Source organism: Leptolyngbya sp. FACHB-541, from assembly GCF_014695875.1.
Taxonomy (GTDB): Bacteria; Cyanobacteriota; Cyanobacteriia; order Elainellales; family Elainellaceae; genus JAAUTN01.
This window is the reverse complement of the sequence record NZ_JACJPC010000098.1, coordinates 1-15,432: the sequence shown is the minus strand read 5'-3', so window position 1 is coordinate 15,432 and position 15,432 is coordinate 1. Positions and strand designations below refer to the sequence as shown.

10 protein-coding genes are annotated in these 15,432 nt (G+C 52.3%); 6 read left to right on the top strand and 4 right to left on the bottom strand.

Going from position 1 to position 15,432, the window contains the following annotated elements; all coding sequences use genetic code 11:
• Positions 1 to 41: 41 nt before the first annotated feature.
• Entirely contained in the window at positions 42 to 4,940 is a 4,899-nt protein-coding gene (locus tag H6G00_RS19855; protein WP_190798067.1) for a translocation/assembly module TamB domain-containing protein, read from the bottom strand.
• Positions 4,941 to 5,786: 846 nt separating this feature from the next.
• Between H6G00_RS19855 and H6G00_RS19850 the strand changes: the two genes are divergently transcribed.
• Both H6G00_RS19850 and murQ read left to right on the top strand, forming a co-directional pair.
• A complete protein-coding gene (locus H6G00_RS19850) occupies positions 5,787 to 6,185 on the top strand; it encodes a DUF3110 domain-containing protein (RefSeq protein WP_190798066.1) in 399 nt (132 codons plus the stop codon).
• 3 nt (positions 6,186 to 6,188) lie between these two features.
• Entirely contained in the window at positions 6,189 to 7,124 is a 936-nt protein-coding gene (gene murQ, locus H6G00_RS19845; RefSeq protein WP_190798065.1) for an N-acetylmuramic acid 6-phosphate etherase, read from the top strand.
• A 224-nt stretch (positions 7,125 to 7,348) separates the two neighbouring features.
• Here the strand turns inward: murQ and H6G00_RS19840 are convergent, their stop codons facing one another.
• From H6G00_RS19840 to H6G00_RS36185, 3 genes are all read right to left on the bottom strand, one after another.
• Positions 7,349 to 7,780, bottom strand: coding sequence for a hypothetical protein (locus H6G00_RS19840; protein WP_190798064.1), 432 nt, complete (start codon positions 7,778 to 7,780; stop codon positions 7,349 to 7,351).
• A gap of 92 nt (positions 7,781 to 7,872) precedes the next feature.
• On the bottom strand, positions 7,873 to 9,942 hold the full coding sequence (locus H6G00_RS19835; RefSeq protein WP_190798063.1) for an NACHT domain-containing protein: 2,070 nt from the start codon (positions 9,940 to 9,942) through the stop codon (positions 7,873 to 7,875).
• Between the two features lie 406 nt (positions 9,943 to 10,348).
• Positions 10,349 to 10,480, bottom strand: coding sequence for a hypothetical protein (locus H6G00_RS36185; RefSeq protein WP_277881925.1), 132 nt, complete (start codon positions 10,478 to 10,480; stop codon positions 10,349 to 10,351).
• Between H6G00_RS36185 and H6G00_RS19830 the strand changes: the two genes are divergently transcribed.
• The 4 genes from H6G00_RS19830 (at position 10,473) to H6G00_RS19815 (ending at position 15,430) form a co-directional block, all read left to right on the top strand.
• Entirely contained in the window at positions 10,473 to 11,993 is a 1,521-nt protein-coding gene (locus tag H6G00_RS19830) for a site-2 protease family protein (RefSeq protein WP_190798062.1), read from the top strand. The genes H6G00_RS36185 and H6G00_RS19830 overlap by 8 nt on opposite strands.
• 2 nt (positions 11,994 to 11,995) lie before the next feature.
• On the top strand, positions 11,996 to 12,820 hold the full coding sequence (locus tag H6G00_RS19825) for a PIN domain-containing protein (protein WP_190798061.1): 825 nt from the start codon (positions 11,996 to 11,998) through the stop codon (positions 12,818 to 12,820).
• 950 nt (positions 12,821 to 13,770) lie between these two features.
• Complete coding sequence (locus tag H6G00_RS19820) at positions 13,771 to 14,706, top strand: MBL fold metallo-hydrolase (protein ID WP_199318608.1); 936 nt, start codon at positions 13,771 to 13,773, stop codon at positions 14,704 to 14,706.
• A 235-nt stretch (positions 14,707 to 14,941) separates the two neighbouring features.
• A complete protein-coding gene (locus H6G00_RS19815) occupies positions 14,942 to 15,430 on the top strand; it encodes a helix-turn-helix domain-containing protein (protein ID WP_190798059.1) in 489 nt (162 codons plus the stop codon).
• Positions 15,431 to 15,432: the final 2 nt, after the last annotated feature.

Genomic DNA, 15,432 nt, shown 5'->3' with positions numbered 1-15,432 from the left:
TCTACACAAAGATAGTGTCTCTTTACGAAACAGATTCCGTATTAGAATCGGGTCTCATATTCCAAAATGACTCGGCTGTCGTCATCCAAGTTAGTAGAACCGCGCAGCAAGAATTCGTCGCTTAGTCGATAGCGCAGACCAAACTGAGTGGGTTCCTGAGCAGTGAGGATTCGCAGCACTGAGGCAGAGAGGTCGCCGGTGATGTTGACTCCTAGCTCGGCAGCAAGACCAAAGGTTGATTCATTTTCTTCAGAAGTGAGTGTTGTAGGGAAGAGACGGAAGTCACTCAGTCCCAATGCGTCGCTAACCAAGTTTTGTACGTTGGTGAGCAGGGCGGAACCGGCCAGGTTGGCGATCGCCAAAGTCGTATCTCCTCGGCCCAGCGTATCAACAAAGCCGCCACCGATCAGGGCAATGATTTCGTTCTCACTGCGGGAGGGGCTGCTGGTTAGCTCCAGGTTGTCAAACAGTTGGCTGGCAGGGCCAACAACCGAGGCTTCAATTTGTACCGTTTCTACTGCACCAAAGGTGGTAACTGAGCTAGTATCGGCAATCTCGGAGCTGACAAAGGGGGAGGTGGTGGTGATGGGGGTTCGGGTAACTTCTGGGACAGAAGCCACCAGTCGCACATCCAGGAATGGGTCGAGCCCCCGGCTGGGTTCAAAGGTTGCCGTCTGCTCATAGCCTCGTGCCAGGTTGAACTGAGTGGTAAACAGGTTGACCTGACCGCTTCGCAGGTTAATCGTGCCGTCGGGCCGCAGGTCATCCAGGGTGCCGTCGATGTTTAGCTCTCCGGTGGCGACAAAGTTGAGCAGCGGTTCGCGGGTGATGAGCAGGCGATCGCCTAGCACAATTCGCAGGTCATCTAGACGGGGAGGGGAGGTAAAGCCTTCTTCAGCAGGTTCTTCTGTGACGACAGGGGGTGCGGCAGTCTCTTGATCACTGCCTGCCAGAGAGACGCGACCGTTTGCCAGCCGAATTTCACCGCCAATGACCGGGGCGATCGCCGAACCCCTCACCGTTACTTGACCATCTACGCCACCGTTATAAAGTCCTTTGAAATTAAGCGCCAGTTGGTCAAGCGTCACCACTAGCGGATTGGCTGGAGTGGTTGTTCCCGGTATAAGTTCTGTATCAAACGGATTGAAAATAGGAATGATCCCCTGAGCCGTCACCTGACCGTTGCTCAACTGCCCCTGAAGCGAGGCAACCTGAATGCGGCTACCGTTAAACTCTACCCTGCCTCTAACGTCAGTGAGTGGGTCAGGCAGCGCTCTAGCCGAAAAAGTCGCGCCATCAAACTCAGCAATGCCAGTGGCGATCGGCTCTTTCAAGGTGCCGTCTACTTCCAGGCTGACAAAGCCTTCCCCACCTTCCCAGGCGACCTGGTCGGTAAACAGATTCAACAGCGCCAGTCCTTCATCTCGCACATCGACATCTAGCCGGATGCTCTTGTCGTCTGATTCTACGTCCATGAACGGCAGTGCATAGGGAATGCTGCCTGCGATCGTCAAAGGTTCTGGCTCTGACACCACCACTCGACCGTCAAAGTTAAGCCGTGCATCGTTGTAGCCAAATACCGTTCGCGCTTCTTGCACAGGCGTGTCGTTGATGCTGCCTTCATTCAGGCTAAATTCGCCCAGCACTTGAGGGTTGCCCAAACTGCCAGCCAGCGTTGCGGTTGCATCCAGCCCGCCCTCCACGTCAACGGGAACTTCGAACAAATCGCGCAGTGCCGCAACTGGAATATTCTCAGCCCGCAACTGACCGGACTGCTGTTCGCCGCCGACCTGTCCTGAGAAGGCTAGCAGCGCTTCATCGGATTCTAATCGCAGGGGCAATAGGGTGAGAACGCCTTCCGCAAAGGTGCCATCGACAATGACGCGATCGATGTCGTAGTTTTCCCAGGTCCAGCCTTCGCCCAATAGGTTAAAGTCCAGCGCTACGCCTGTTTGGGGTGAGCCGGAAAGATTGAGCTCAGCTGTAAAGGTGCCTTCCAGTTCTGAGAGGTCAGGCAAGATTGAGGCTTCTTCCCGCTGCTCAATTTGCTGATCCCGCAGGGCCACAATTTCTGAAAATCGGCGCAGTTGGGTAATCAGCGGTTCATCTGGAACGCTAATCGGAATCGGTGCAACGGCGGAGGCATTGCCATAGGTGGGTGGCGCGATGCCCCTGGAAAAGTCCGCCAGTTCAAAGATTTGCAGAGTTTCGAGAATGTCCTGGACCGTGCCCTGGTCGGCAATAATCTGCCCCTCAAACTGGGAACCGGCATTCTGGTCAACATTGCCCGTAATCAGGTAACGACTGCCACCGCGCAGCAGTTCACCACCCGTCAGGCTGGCCACCCCGTTGGCGTAGCGAATTCGTCCGGCAAAGGAATCGGCTCTGAGATAGCCCAAAGCCGGACGGGCGATCGCCACTTCACCCATAGTCGCATAAGTATTCAGGTTAATATCCAGATTGCCCGTCAGTTCGCCACCCACTTCTCCTAGCCCAACAGTGGCGGCTGGTGTGAGGTTAAGAATTTCTAGCGGGAATCTTTCCAGGTTTGCCAGGAGGCGATCGCCTTCTCGTCTACCCTGGGCGATCGCCTGATCGCGCTGCACAAAGAAGGAGATTGGGCGATTGTTGCCATCTAGCGCTACTGCAATCCGATCCTGGTTGCCCCTGAGGTCGAGCCGTAACCCTTGCCCTCCGGCATAGCGAACATCGCCAGAGAGAACCGGATCAAAGGCGACGCCATTCAGCACGAAATTATTCAGCCCGGTTCTTCCGACCACGTTGAGCGCAGCGGGAGTGCCCGTGATGCGTCCGGCAAAGTCAGCCAGTCCTGCAACCTGGATGTTTTGCGGAGTTTGTACAGGTAATGCCGCCAGGTTGTAGTCCTGAAGCTGCACGTTCAGGTCGATGTTAGAGACCGCAGGCGCACCTGCACTCTGGAGCCGTGCAGCAATAAAGCCATTGGCGCTAAAGCCAGGACCGGTTGCCTGACGAATCTGTAGCCGTTCTCCATTCCAGGCGATCGCACTGGTAATGGGACGATTGAGCGGGCCGAGTCCTTCCGAAAAGTTGACCTGACCCTCTGCCCGAACGCCTGCCGGATTTAGGGCATCCAGGCTGCCCGACAGCGTCAAGTTGCCGCTAAATAGCCCCTGCAACTGGTCAGAGAACTGGCTCAGCCGAATTCCTGCCCCTCTCACCGCCGCCTGCCAGCGCCCCTCAGAAACGGAGCCAGTGCCTGTAACCGTCCCGCCTGCTACTTGAAGGACGGTATCGCGAAACTGAAGTCCGCCACCCGCATACAAAATTTCGCCCTGACCGGGATAGGTTGCACCAGGGGCACGCCAATCGATCACTGCCTGAAAATCTCCTAGCGGTCCAAACACCTGCACATCAGCGCCAACTGACCCAACCGTAAAGTTCGAAGAAGTCGCGCCATAGGAACGAGCGAGTGCATCTCCCGGCAAATCTCTGCCTTCAAAATCAAACACCAGTCCGCCATTGTCGCCAAAGGCAATTTCGCCATTGCCGCTGACCGAGCCGCCATCGGCAGGAGTCGCTTGAATTTGGGTGAAGGTCAGTGCTTGAGGGGTGACGCTAAATTCGGCACGGACTGCTGATAGGTCAACTCGATCAACCCTGGCAACTGTCCGGTTGACTGCAACGCCATTCAGTTGCGGCTTGTCAATCGGTCCGACGAGGTTAAGGTCAGCTCTGAAATTGCCTGAAGTGGCGATCGGAAACTCCAAATCGAAGGTTTCCAGTACGTCCTTAGCGCTAGCTGACTCTACCTGAGCGGTAATGTCATAGCCCTCCTGGGTGTGCAAGCTGCCGCCGACTCGCGCCGGAATTTGCCCATACAGCGTTTCAATGTCCTCCAGCGCCACTCGCTGTCCCTCAAACCGCAGTCCCCCGTCCGCTTCGCTGAATTGGTTGGGAACGCCGGGGATCTCCATCGCCACGTCGCGAAATCGAGCTGCCCCAAATAACTCAATCGGTTGGTCTGCGCGAAACTGAACTTCTAAATTGCCGCCCAGTCGTCCTGCCCGAAACCGCAAGGGCAAGGGCAAGAGCGCCCCAACATCGGTGGCTAATAGCTCCTGACCCTGCACCACTAGATTGGTTGCCTGATCTGGCACCAGCGTTTCACCATCAAGCTGGAGTGTGCCGCCGGAGGCAATTTGTCCGGTTAGCTCATAGGCAATGCGATCGTTGTTGTCGTAAAAGCTGGCAACCCCGTTCAGATTCTCAACCGTTATCAAAGTTGGAGTGGTAACCGCTTCTTCCGCAGCCTGCTCATCTCTGGCAGTATCACGTGTTGCAGCGTCGTCATCCGAACCCTCGGCGGCTTCAACTTCTTCTTCGATTTCTGGTTCAACAATTTCAGGCTCAGGCGCTAGCACCAGCTTGGCGTTTTGCCAGCGAATCGTTTCTAGCTCGGTTTTGAGTCCCCCTTCACCTTCCTGGGTGCGAATCTGGGTGCCAATCCAGCGTCCATCCGGTGCAGAATCCACATAGACATCAGGACGGATCAGGGTAATGTTCAGCCCTAGCCTGCGGTCTAACAGCACGGGAAGCAGGCTAAAGCCGACATCGACTGCCTCTACCGAAATCTGATCTGCATCAGTTTCGGTAGGGGGCATAGAGGACGGGCCAAAGCGAATTCCGTTGAACGAAACGCTCTCGACCTCTCCTAAATCGACCGGACGATTGAGCGTCTGGGTGAGATTTTGCTCGACCAGGGGAGACAGTCGCTCTTGAATAAAAATCCAGACCCACCATGCCCCGACTGCCCCACCGACAACGGCAATGCTGCTGAACAATAAGGTCGTGCGAAACAAGAACCTCCTCAAACGACGATTTCTTCTAGGTGGAGTCGGTTCTGGAGTGGGTTGTGGAGTGGGTTCAGGTTCATGACCTGAATTCGGCGAATTCGTCATGTCGTTCTTGGGGGATGACCAGGTGTCTAAGACTCAAGGGTTGATGGCGAAAAAGGCTGCATCGCTGACGGGCAAACGGGCAATAAAACCTAGTGCTGAGAAATACAGGGGAACTTTACAGACTCAACCAGAATGCTGCCAAAGACAGAATAACGGAGGAGTCAACTATTTCCACAGATCGGGTTGTACTTTTTCAGGAAGTTATTCGCGTCGTTCGGAATGAAGCTGCACCGAGTTGAAGCATCCCTGCTTGAAGTCATGCAGTCTTGGTAGAGGGCTTGAGAGGAGCTGAGAGGTAAACAAGGTCCTCTGTAAGGGCGTAGCATTCGGCAGGTCAACTCTAGAGAGCCGGGATTTCTTGCCCGAATGTCTATGACCCCTACGTATTCTTGGGCTCAAGGTTGGACTTCTTAAACGTTCCTTGAAAGAGTGGATCTAATAGGTATCGCCAAATTAAGTTGCATTTTGGGGAAGAGAAGTTGTTTTTCTGTATCTCAGAATTGCGGGTTGAAGAACCTGCGTAGGCTGGGTTGAAGAATGAAACCCAAGGCTCCAGGGATGTTGGGTTTTGCAAAACTCCACCCAACCTACAAATTTCTGAATCTAATCTGAGGGGCGATCGCTCAATCAGTCACGATTTACGGTAGATTAAGCCAGCAGTACGAACATTGAGACAAGCATCTTAGACGTTGAGACGTGTATCTTAACAGGTCTGCAAGTCCTAATTTGCTACGTTTCTAAACCAGAAACAACTGATCCCCACTTGATGGACGAACATAGATAAACGAATGAAATCTTGGCTCAGAAGTTTCAAATTCAGTTAGTTCTAACCAAGCTTAAAGATCTATGCAAGTTTTTGTGTTACTTTACAACGCCGGAACAGAAAACGAAGGCATCCACACGCTAAAGATTGGCGATCGCAATGTCGTTCTCATGTTTGAGACGGAGGACGATGCCACCCGCTACGCCATGATGCTAGAGGCGCAGGACTTTGGCAGTCCCGATGTGGAAGGTCTAGAGGCTGAAGAAGTCGAAGAGTTTTGCCAGAGCGCTGGGTACGAATCTAAACTGGTGCCCGACGGCTCGCTCGCCGTTCCCCCCGAAACCAATGTAGACAGCCCCGACTGGCGACCTGAGGCGGCTCCTCCCGAACTCTCTGAGCCGGGGACGAGCGCTTCTGAGAAGCCAGAATTCTCTAATTCTGAACTAGACCGAATTCGCCGTCAGCTAGAAGGACTGCTGTAATTCATGCAGGAATCTGTGCCGGACATTGAACCGACCCACGAGCGGGGGCACTTGCTGACCGAGCAAAGCAACCCTAATAGCCAAAATCTTGACCAGCTTAGCAGCCTGGAGCTAGTCGACCTGTTTAACCGGGAAGATGCTCAGGTAATTGAGGCGATCGCCGCTGCCCGTGAACCCCTCGCTGCCGCCATTGACCGCACTGCCGAAGCTTTGCGTCATGGTGGACGGCTGTTTTACATCGGCGCAGGCACCAGCGGGCGATTGGGTGTACTGGATGCCGCAGAGTGCCCGCCCACCTTTTGCACCCCCCCCGAGCTAGTGCAAGGAATCATTGCGGGCGGTGCAGGGGCACTCGTCCGCAGTTCTGAAGGGCTAGAAGATCTTGCGGAAGATGGAGCAGCGGCGATCGCCCATCACCAAATTCACGACCTGGATGTCGTTGTCGGCATCACCGCTGGCGGCACCACCCCTTATGTGCATGGCGCACTGCAAGCCGCCCGTCAGCGCGGAGCCACCACCATCTTCATCGCCTGTGTGCCCGCTGAGCAAGTCAGCGCTGAGGTAGACATCGACATTCGCCTGCTGGTCGGCGCTGAAATTTTGGCTGGCTCCACTCGCCTCAAAGCCGGAACCGTCACCAAACTCGCCCTCAATACCCTCTCCACCGGAGTCATGGTGAAACTGGGCAAAGTCTACGGCAATCGCATGGTCGATGTCGCCGTTACCAATCGCAAACTGCACGACCGGGCGCTGAGGATGTTGCAAGACCTGACGGGCTTGAGCCGCGAAGCTGCCGCCGTCCTGCTAGAGAAAAGCGATCGCCGGGTCAAGCTAGCCCTGCTGATGCACTGGGCAGGAGTTAGCGCGGAAGAGGGCGATCGTCTCCTGTCAACCCACCAGGGCAACTTGCGTCAGGCTCTACAAAGTAAGACGGCTTAGGTTCCTGTCCCCTTGAATAGGTTATGGAAATCAAGAAAACCATGCGCCTAAGTTAACCCCCCGTAGGGGCTTAGCATTCGGTAGACATCCCCTGCGATCGCCCCCAAATTTCTGCCCGAATGCTACGCCCTCACAGAAAATACTCGCTACTGCACAATCCCCCTCCTAGCCCCCCTGCTGAGATAGCGAAAGTTTCACGGGCATTAGCGTCCTGACCTTCAGGTTTATGGCGATCGCCATCTTCTAGCGAACCGCCTCACACCAAACTTGCACCAACTAATCCTCAACTCCTGCTGCCGAATCGTTGCCGACCATCGCCGAACCATTCCCGACTGCTGCCGAATCGTTCCTGATTGCAGTTTCTTTGTGTACGGGCGAAGCGTTCGGCAGGGAAATTGTGATTGAGTTGCAAGCTTTGTGTCCGGACGCTTCGCCCCTACCCCCGATCGCCCCGGTGAGACTAGCGTGAGGAGCGATCGCGCAACACCAGCACCATAAAAACAATCCCAGTTAAAGCGACAGAAACCGCTAGAGCAGTCAGCAGAGAAAGCGACGGTAAGGCATCCATGAGACAATCGTTCCCCTAAGTACAGCACTTGCATTCTAAAGCCCAAGTCCTCAAACTCACTTGTGGCATCGCTGAACGTAGATATCACTCACCAAGTATTCATTCCAACTGTAGGGGCGTTTCGCGAAACGCCCCTACAAGATCCATGCATCAAATCAGCAATGCCTGCTCGTCCTACCTTTAAGCTCGTAGCATCTGCGCCTCAATCGCCTCCCATACTGCCGTAGATACCCGAACGGCAGACTGCCTGCACTCCACCAGGAGAAGATTAGCATTCAGGTAGGTGGTGAGTGTCTCTACCTCTGCTTCGGACAAATTGACTAGCTCTGGATTGAGATGTAGAGCATCGAACCAGAGCTTCTGAATGTCTTTAGCCAAGTTAAGGGCTTCTTCTCCGGACAGCTTTCGGTTTGAGAACCGCGCTCTCAAAACCTCTAATTTAGCGACTAAGCTTTTAAAGTTCACATTCTTGAAGATTTTGGCGAGGTTGAGGGCGCGGGCGAGGTCGAGGTCGAGGGTACGGGCGAGGTTGAGGTCGAGGTTGAGGTCGCGGTCGAGGTTGAGGTCGTGGTCAAGGTCGAGGGCGAGGGCGCGGTCGAGGTTGAGGGCGAGGGCGAAGGCGAGGTTGAGGGCGCGGGCGCGGGCGAGTCCGAGGGCGCGGGCGCGGGCGCGGGCGCGAGTGAAATAAATTGCAGCAGCACGTTTAGCAACAGGGTCATAATTTCCTTCTGAACCAGTTGTTATCCAGTCAGCCCAACGCAGTAACTCTTGCAGCTTCGGGGTGAGGTAAGTTTGAGCCTGTTGCTGCATTTTCACCAGTAAGTCATCTGCTTTTTTCAATCCAGCTAGCAGCAGAAATACTTCTCGCCAGCGCTCATCACTCAAATAATCGACCACCAGTTGTTCAACCTGGCGATGGTCTTCCACAATATGTTGAGCCGTCAAAAACTCCTGAAGTGTCAGATGCGAAAACGAGTAAATTCCCTCTGCTCGCTCTACCAGCACCCCATGCTGAACCTCAATTGACCTGAGTACCGCTGCCCCATCAATAAACTTCTCATCCGGCAACATGTCCTTGAGCGATCGCTCAATCTGCTCCACCACTTCCCGCTTCGAGAGAAACAAACGGTCTTCCTTAAACGCTTCGTAAGCGATCTCCGACAGCATCAACTTCTTGCGCTTAGTGTCTAACCCTTTGTAAAAACTGTCTCGCGGCAGTTCCTTCTCAGCCGCCCATTCCTCTAGCAGCACCCGCAGCGCTCGTTCATAGAGAGTGGCGCGATTCGTTGGAAACTGTCCTGCCCGTTGATACAGCAGACAGGCTAGAGTCAGCAGCAGCGGCGTATGTGTTAGCTCCTTTGCGGCGGCATACTCAGCACTGGTTAACTTCTCCCAGCATTCCTGCCCTAGCTTTGGCTGACTGTGAAACCAGTTGGCGATAAAAGCTTGAATCTGGTCATCATCAAAGTCTGCGATCGCCACATCCGTAAACCGCCGAAAGTTGTGACGATAAGCCGCAACCCGGCACGACGCAATGAAACGGTTTTTGTCATGAAGGTCTACAAAATCCTGAATTTTCGTGATCGCATCACTCATGCGATCAGTGGGCACTTCGTCTAACCCATCCAGCAGAATCAGCAGCCTGCCCTGCTCTAGCATGGTGTTGGTAAACCGTTCGTGATCGGGGAATCCGCAGGTGGCGAACTCGTGGGCGATCGCACTCCGAATATCAATCTCCCCAGCCCGAAATAGCTTCAATTCCACAAAGACGGGCAGACATGGGTGATGAAATCCTTCTCTCCGCCTTCCCTTCAGGGCTTCCAGTCCCATTTTTCTAAGGAAAGTCGATTTCCCCATCCCCGGACCACCCAACACCATCAAATATTGCTTCTGATTCGCAATGGTTAACCCTGGCTGCTTTGATGGTTCTCTAAACCCAAACTGTCGCCGCTTGCTTTCCCGATACGCCTGCTCCAAACCTTCAATCGATTCATATCCCTGCAGCGTCGCATTATCCAAACACTGCACCGCGACATAAACCGACTCCAGCGGAATTGGCTCCCGCATTCCCAACACCTTTAAGATGCCGTGTCGCTCAGTGTAGCTGCGGACGTATTGCTGCGAAGCTCTAAAAATTAACTGCTTGGCAGGTTTATCAATCGGGATGTTTGCCATTTCCCATCCCGCTTTGATCACCAGTCCTGTCAGACCTTTGGCAGCTTCCAGCAAGAAGGGTTCAAGTCCTGTCATGAAGGCACCTGTGGAGTAAGCAACCAGCCATTTTTAGGCACAGCTTAGCAAATAGAGAATTTGTAGGTTGGGTGAAGCAAAGCGGAACCCAACACAACCTTTGCACTTGTTGGGTTTCGTTCCTCTACCCAACCTACACTGCTACACGACCCATGTAAAAACGGCTGTGAGGGAAGAAGGGGGAATTTGTAGTAGAACCGTAGATTGGGTGGAGCAGAGCGTAACCCAACACCTTAAGCTTGCTGTAACAGTAGGATGCGTCTAATCCCCACCCCCGTTGCCCCAAAATCTCAAGTTTTGTAAACCGTTTACTGCAAAACAACCCTCAGCATTCAGCCTCTAATCCCAACCGAAAGCTTTGTTAACACAGTGGTTACAGCAATCTTCCACTGCTGACCAAGATCGCTTATCCTAGCTCCATCCGTTGAACTACGGTGGGTGGCTTGCTAGGTTTAGGGTAAGGCAAGCGTGACATCTCCATTGGCTTGTCCTGCTTTGGCTCTGTCTTATAGAACAGAGAAAATTTAACGATGGTCACTGTTTTAATTCTGTTAATTGCTTTAGGGGTATTGGGTTGGGGCTTCTACCGAGCTAGGCCGTTTGGCAAGCTGGGTATTTTGGCGTGGCTTCAGTCCGTAGTGCTGATGGCTCCCTGGCTGGTGTTTTTTGGTCTGTTTGCAGCAGGAATTTACCTGAATTTGGCGGGTGTGCTGCTGCTGCTTGTGGTTTCTATTGGGCTGTACATTTTTCTAGGAGGTCGGTTGAGGGAAGCGGGGCAAGATCTCGCTGCCTTAAAAAAGTTTTCTGCCGTTACAGATGCCCCACCCTCCAGTGAGGAAGATCTAGCTACGACAGGGGCTAACCCCGATAATGCAGAAGCTGATGCTGCACCTGTAGAGAAAAAGGTAGAACCCGTCGCCGCTGTGCGTGAAGATGCCATGGCGATTCCGGCGGATGACCTCAAAGCCATTCAGGGGATCTTTGGTTCGGATACGTTCTTTGCGACCGAGACGATCCCCTACCAGAATGGAGCGATCTTTAAGGGCAATCTGCGTGGTGAAGTGGAGTCGAGCTATAGTCACCTATCGGCAGTTTTGAAGGAAAGAGTGAGCGATCGCTACCGTCTATTCTTTGTCGAAGGCCCTGACGGTAAGCCAGTCGTCGTTATCCTGCCCAGCACTAACGATCCCAAGCCAACCACCTTGGTGCAGTGGAACATTGCATTGATTCTGCTATTGGCAACGATCGCCACCAGTTTAGAAACGGCTGGTTTGCTGCTGGGCTTTGACCTGTCGATGGAACTAGGTCGAGTTCGAGAAGTTTTACCGATTGCCAGCGGCATTCTCATAGTCCTGGCAGCTAACGAAATTGGGCGGCGAATCAGCGCTCGTTACCATCAGGCACGAATCAGCCCTCCCTATTTCATCCCCACCTGGCAAATTGGCTCCTTTGGAGCGCTCACCCGATTTGAGTCAAACTTGCCAAACCGCAGCGTGCTATTTGACATAGCCTTTGTCGGACCGGCCGCCGCTGGAATAATTTCGCTCGGTATGCTAATCATCGGGTTATTATTATCCCATCAGGGGAGTCAGTTCCAAATTCCAGCAGAGTTTTTTCAAGGTTCGATTTTAGTTGGGACGCTGGCACGGGTTGTGTTAGGATCTGCTCTTCAACAGCCCCTGGTAGACATTCATCCACTCACTGTGATCGGCTGGCTAGGGTTAGTCATCACAGCTATCAACCTGATGCCTGCTGGACAGTTGGACGGTGGAAGGATTGTTCTTTCTATCTATGGTCGTAAAGTTGCCAGACGCACTACAATCGCGACTTTGATTGTACTGGGTTTGGCATCTTTGGTTAATCCGTTAGCGCTCTATTGGGCGGTTGTACTTCTATTTCTACAACGCGACCTGGAGCGTCCCAGTCTCAATGAACTTTCTGAGCCAGATGATGCGAGGGCAGCTTTAGGATTACTAGTTCTGTTTTTAATGGCAGCGACTTTACTCCCTATCACCCCCAGTCTGGCGGGTCGTCTCGGAATTGGAGGTTAGGAATGGCAGCGATTCCTCCTGTTATGCTGGTCTTGGATATTAGTACGCTTTCGTCGGCTACTCCACGGGAGTGGATAGAGTTTTCGCGGGTAGGGACTTGTTGTATTCCTCAAGTAATTTATGAGGAAATGCGACTTTTGTTTGATCGCTCTCCTGATCCTGATCTAGAGAGAATTTCACGGGAATTTAACCGCTTTTATCCCCATAGCGGCTGGAAGATTACAGATGTAGTGGGGCATCACGCGGCACTCAAAACGAATACGTCCCATGCTTTAACAAAACGGGCCAGGGTGTCTCTGGCCGTTGCAAAGTGTGCGTATGGGCTGGCGCAAGAGTTTCCGCAAAATCTGATTGTGCTGGTTGCAAGCGATCGCGAGTTGCAGCAAAAAGTCTATGACATGCAGGTTGATAATCTTTGTGCCATTCCTGGCTCAGGGCTGATCCAGTGGAGCCGTAGCGGACAGCGACCGATCGCCGTCATTCAAAAAATCCAGCAGCTACGGGCAAAGGTGGGTACCAAGACAGCTGTTGGCTCCACTAAACCTGTTACTAGCTCCAAAACTGCCACAACTGGAATTAAAAAGACTTCCATTCCAGCAGCTTCGCCTACCCACAACACCAGCATCACGCCCAAAAGAGCTCTAATGCGCCCCTCTTTAGGGATCTCAGGTCTGGTGTCTCAACTGATTGCGATCGGGTTTACCTTGGGAGCACTGGCAGTTGTCGCTTGGATTGTTTGGACACTATTTTTAGGCAAAGAATTCAATCCACAGCAGATTATTCCTTTCTCCAATTCCTCAGAGCAAACTACAGGAACATTCAGCTAGAAGTAGCGATTGTCTTGGGAGTCAAGAGGAAAGCAGGAAAAAGTTCTAATCTGTAGACGTTCATGGCAAGATGACGGGTTTAGCGACCCGTTATCTTGTCGTAAGTTGGTGATGCAGCGGGCTGAGCCGGAGATGGCCAGGTTTTGTTGTCTCGGATCATGGCATTTGTAGAGCGAAGGAATAAGTGCCAAAACTGAAGGAAGGAAGGTCATAACCGCTCTTCGGCTCAAAATTTTGCAGGATAAGGTCTTAAGGTTTTTTAGCCATCAATTTTTAGAGAAAACCTAACCGAAGGATGATGTGTCATTTTGTCAGAGCAGTGCTGCCCTCAACGCCGCGTTCGCCTATCGTTCATAAAGTAATCCTATGAGTAGAAATTCTATTGAGAGCAGATTGCTTTGTTAGGGAGAGCGATCGCTATTTGGGTCTAGTTGAGCAGACTCCAGTAGAGCCGATTTGACAGAGGGTAGCGATCGCGCCCAAAGGAGCCATTCATTTCGTCGCCCAGCAAATTCAGTTAAAATCAGTTCCAGATTGGCAATCTGTCGCGGGTGAGCTGGAGCTGTGAGTTTCGCTGCTTCAGTTCGCCCAATTGTTTAGAACAGGCGATGGAACGGAGCAATATGAATTAGCAATGCCCCAGTTCATTCATCACGTTGTCGATCGCTTGCAAGCGATTGACGGGTTTGCGGCGTTTAGCGCGAAGCGCAACTGCGAAGCAACCACTCTGAAAGGTTCAAGGGCAAGGTGAACGTTCAGGCTAACACCATAAGAATCTGATAAAGCGTTGTAAGAACCTGAAAGAAGTTGAGTATTGGAACTCATTACACTATCAGGTAAATAGGACGTAGATAGCAGCTTCAGGAGTGAACCACTGTAGCTGCCTTTTCCACAATTCTTGTTAAAGATTCTGGAGTACATTTATCATGCTCTTTAGAGCGATTTTCGCTGTGATAACCGCAGTACTGATTATTGCAACTTCATCCATTTCCTCAGGAAGTGCTACAGGTGAAACTGCAAAGACTCAAGTACCCGGGGTTTACTCGTTTAGGTTAGGAGAATTCACGATTACAGCACTGAGCGATGGTACAGTATCGCAAGATCTCAATCAGGTGCTAACAAACGCAAACTCGGCAGAGGTTGAGCAGCTCCTCCATCGCAACTTCCTGACAAACCCTGTTGAAGCCTCAATTAATACGTTTCTAATTGATACCGGAGATAAGCAGGTATTGATAGATACAGGGGTTGGACAATTGCTTGGCGGGCAAGGTGGCAAACTGCAACTGTCGCTAGAGGCAGCAGGCTACACACCCGATGAGATCGACATGATTCTTCTGACTCATATTCATTCCGATCACAGTGGCGGTTTGGTCGAAAACGGGCAACTCATGTTTCCAACTGCCACTGTTTATGTGGGCAAGCCTGATGTTGATTTATGGCTTGATCCTGCTAATGCGGAGCGATTGCCCCTCGATCGCAGATATTTTGATGAAGCCGTCACAACGGTAAAACCCTACCTTGATGCAGGCAAGCTGGAAATGTTTTCTGGCGAGACAACTATCTTACCAGGAATTACTGCGTTGCCAACCCCCGGACACACCCCCGGACACAGCTTTTATGTCGTGGAAAGTGGGGGCGAGAGCATTGAGTTTTGTGGCGATATTCTTCATTTCGGTTCGATCCAATTTCCAAATCCTGAAATTACTGTTGCCTACGATGTCGATGCCAATGCTGCAGCAGAGCAACGAGCTAGACAGTTTAGCCGTTTAGCAGAATCACGCCGTCTAATCGCTACGGCACATTTGCCCTTTCCAGGCGTGGGGCACATCCGCGCAGAAGATCAGGGTTATGCCTGGGTGCCTGTGGATTATCGCTGGCGCGATTAACGACTTTGATTACAGAAATTACTGTTCCTCCGCAACCAGGGATCTATACCTTACGTTCTAACACCGTGAGAATTGCCGCACGCGATCGCGCCACTGTTATTAAGCCTTCTCTAGCGGAGGGGCACTGACTGCCTCTATTAGCCCTGATTCTAATGGGGGCGATCGCTATTTATACCAATTCTTCAAAGTAAGGCTACAGATGGTACAAAGCTTTTGATGGGTTCAAAGACGAAGGATGGCAGGGGTATACAAGCTAGAGATTAGTGAGAGTGAGGAAGACCTCAAAGGGTTACTGAGAGAGCAGAAAACTGCATCAGGCAAAGAACGGATACAACTGCTGTATCTGCTCAAAAGTAGGCAAGCTGCAACGGTACAGCAAGCAGCGCAATTGCTTGGGCGCAACCGAGTCAGTGTTCAGAAGTGGTTACGGCGCTATCGAGCAGGAGGACTCAGCGAGATGCTGGAGAAAAAGGAACCCTGCGGTCGCCCCCGTGCGATTCCAGCCTGGGCAGAAGCGAGTCTGAAAAAGCGGTTGCAAGAGCCTGAGGGGTTTGATGGCTACGGAGCAATTTGTGATTGGTTCGAGACACAGTTGGGGGTTGAGGCGAAGTACAAAACGGTGCATAAACTGGTGTACTACCGTCTCCAGGCATCTCCTAAAGTTCCTCGTCCGGTGAGTGTAGAACAGTCGTGTGAGCGGATGGAAGCATATAAAAAAACTTGAGC

Coding starts and splice junctions, on each gene's coding strand:
- H6G00_RS19830 (WP_190798062.1), top strand. CDS start 10,473: ATGGTCACTGTTTTAATTCTGTTAATTGCTTTAGGGGTATTGGGTTGG.
- H6G00_RS19850 (WP_190798066.1), top strand. CDS start 5,787: ATGCAAGTTTTTGTGTTACTTTACAACGCCGGAACAGAAAACGAAGGC.
- H6G00_RS19855 (WP_190798067.1), bottom strand. CDS start 4,940: ATGACGAATTCGCCGAATTCAGGTCATGAACCTGAACCCACTCCACAA.
- murQ (WP_190798065.1), top strand. CDS start 6,189: ATGCAGGAATCTGTGCCGGACATTGAACCGACCCACGAGCGGGGGCAC.
- H6G00_RS19825 (WP_190798061.1), top strand. CDS start 11,996: ATGGCAGCGATTCCTCCTGTTATGCTGGTCTTGGATATTAGTACGCTT.
- H6G00_RS19835 (WP_190798063.1), bottom strand. CDS start 9,942: ATGACAGGACTTGAACCCTTCTTGCTGGAAGCTGCCAAAGGTCTGACA.
- H6G00_RS19815 (WP_190798059.1), top strand. CDS start 14,942: ATGGCAGGGGTATACAAGCTAGAGATTAGTGAGAGTGAGGAAGACCTC.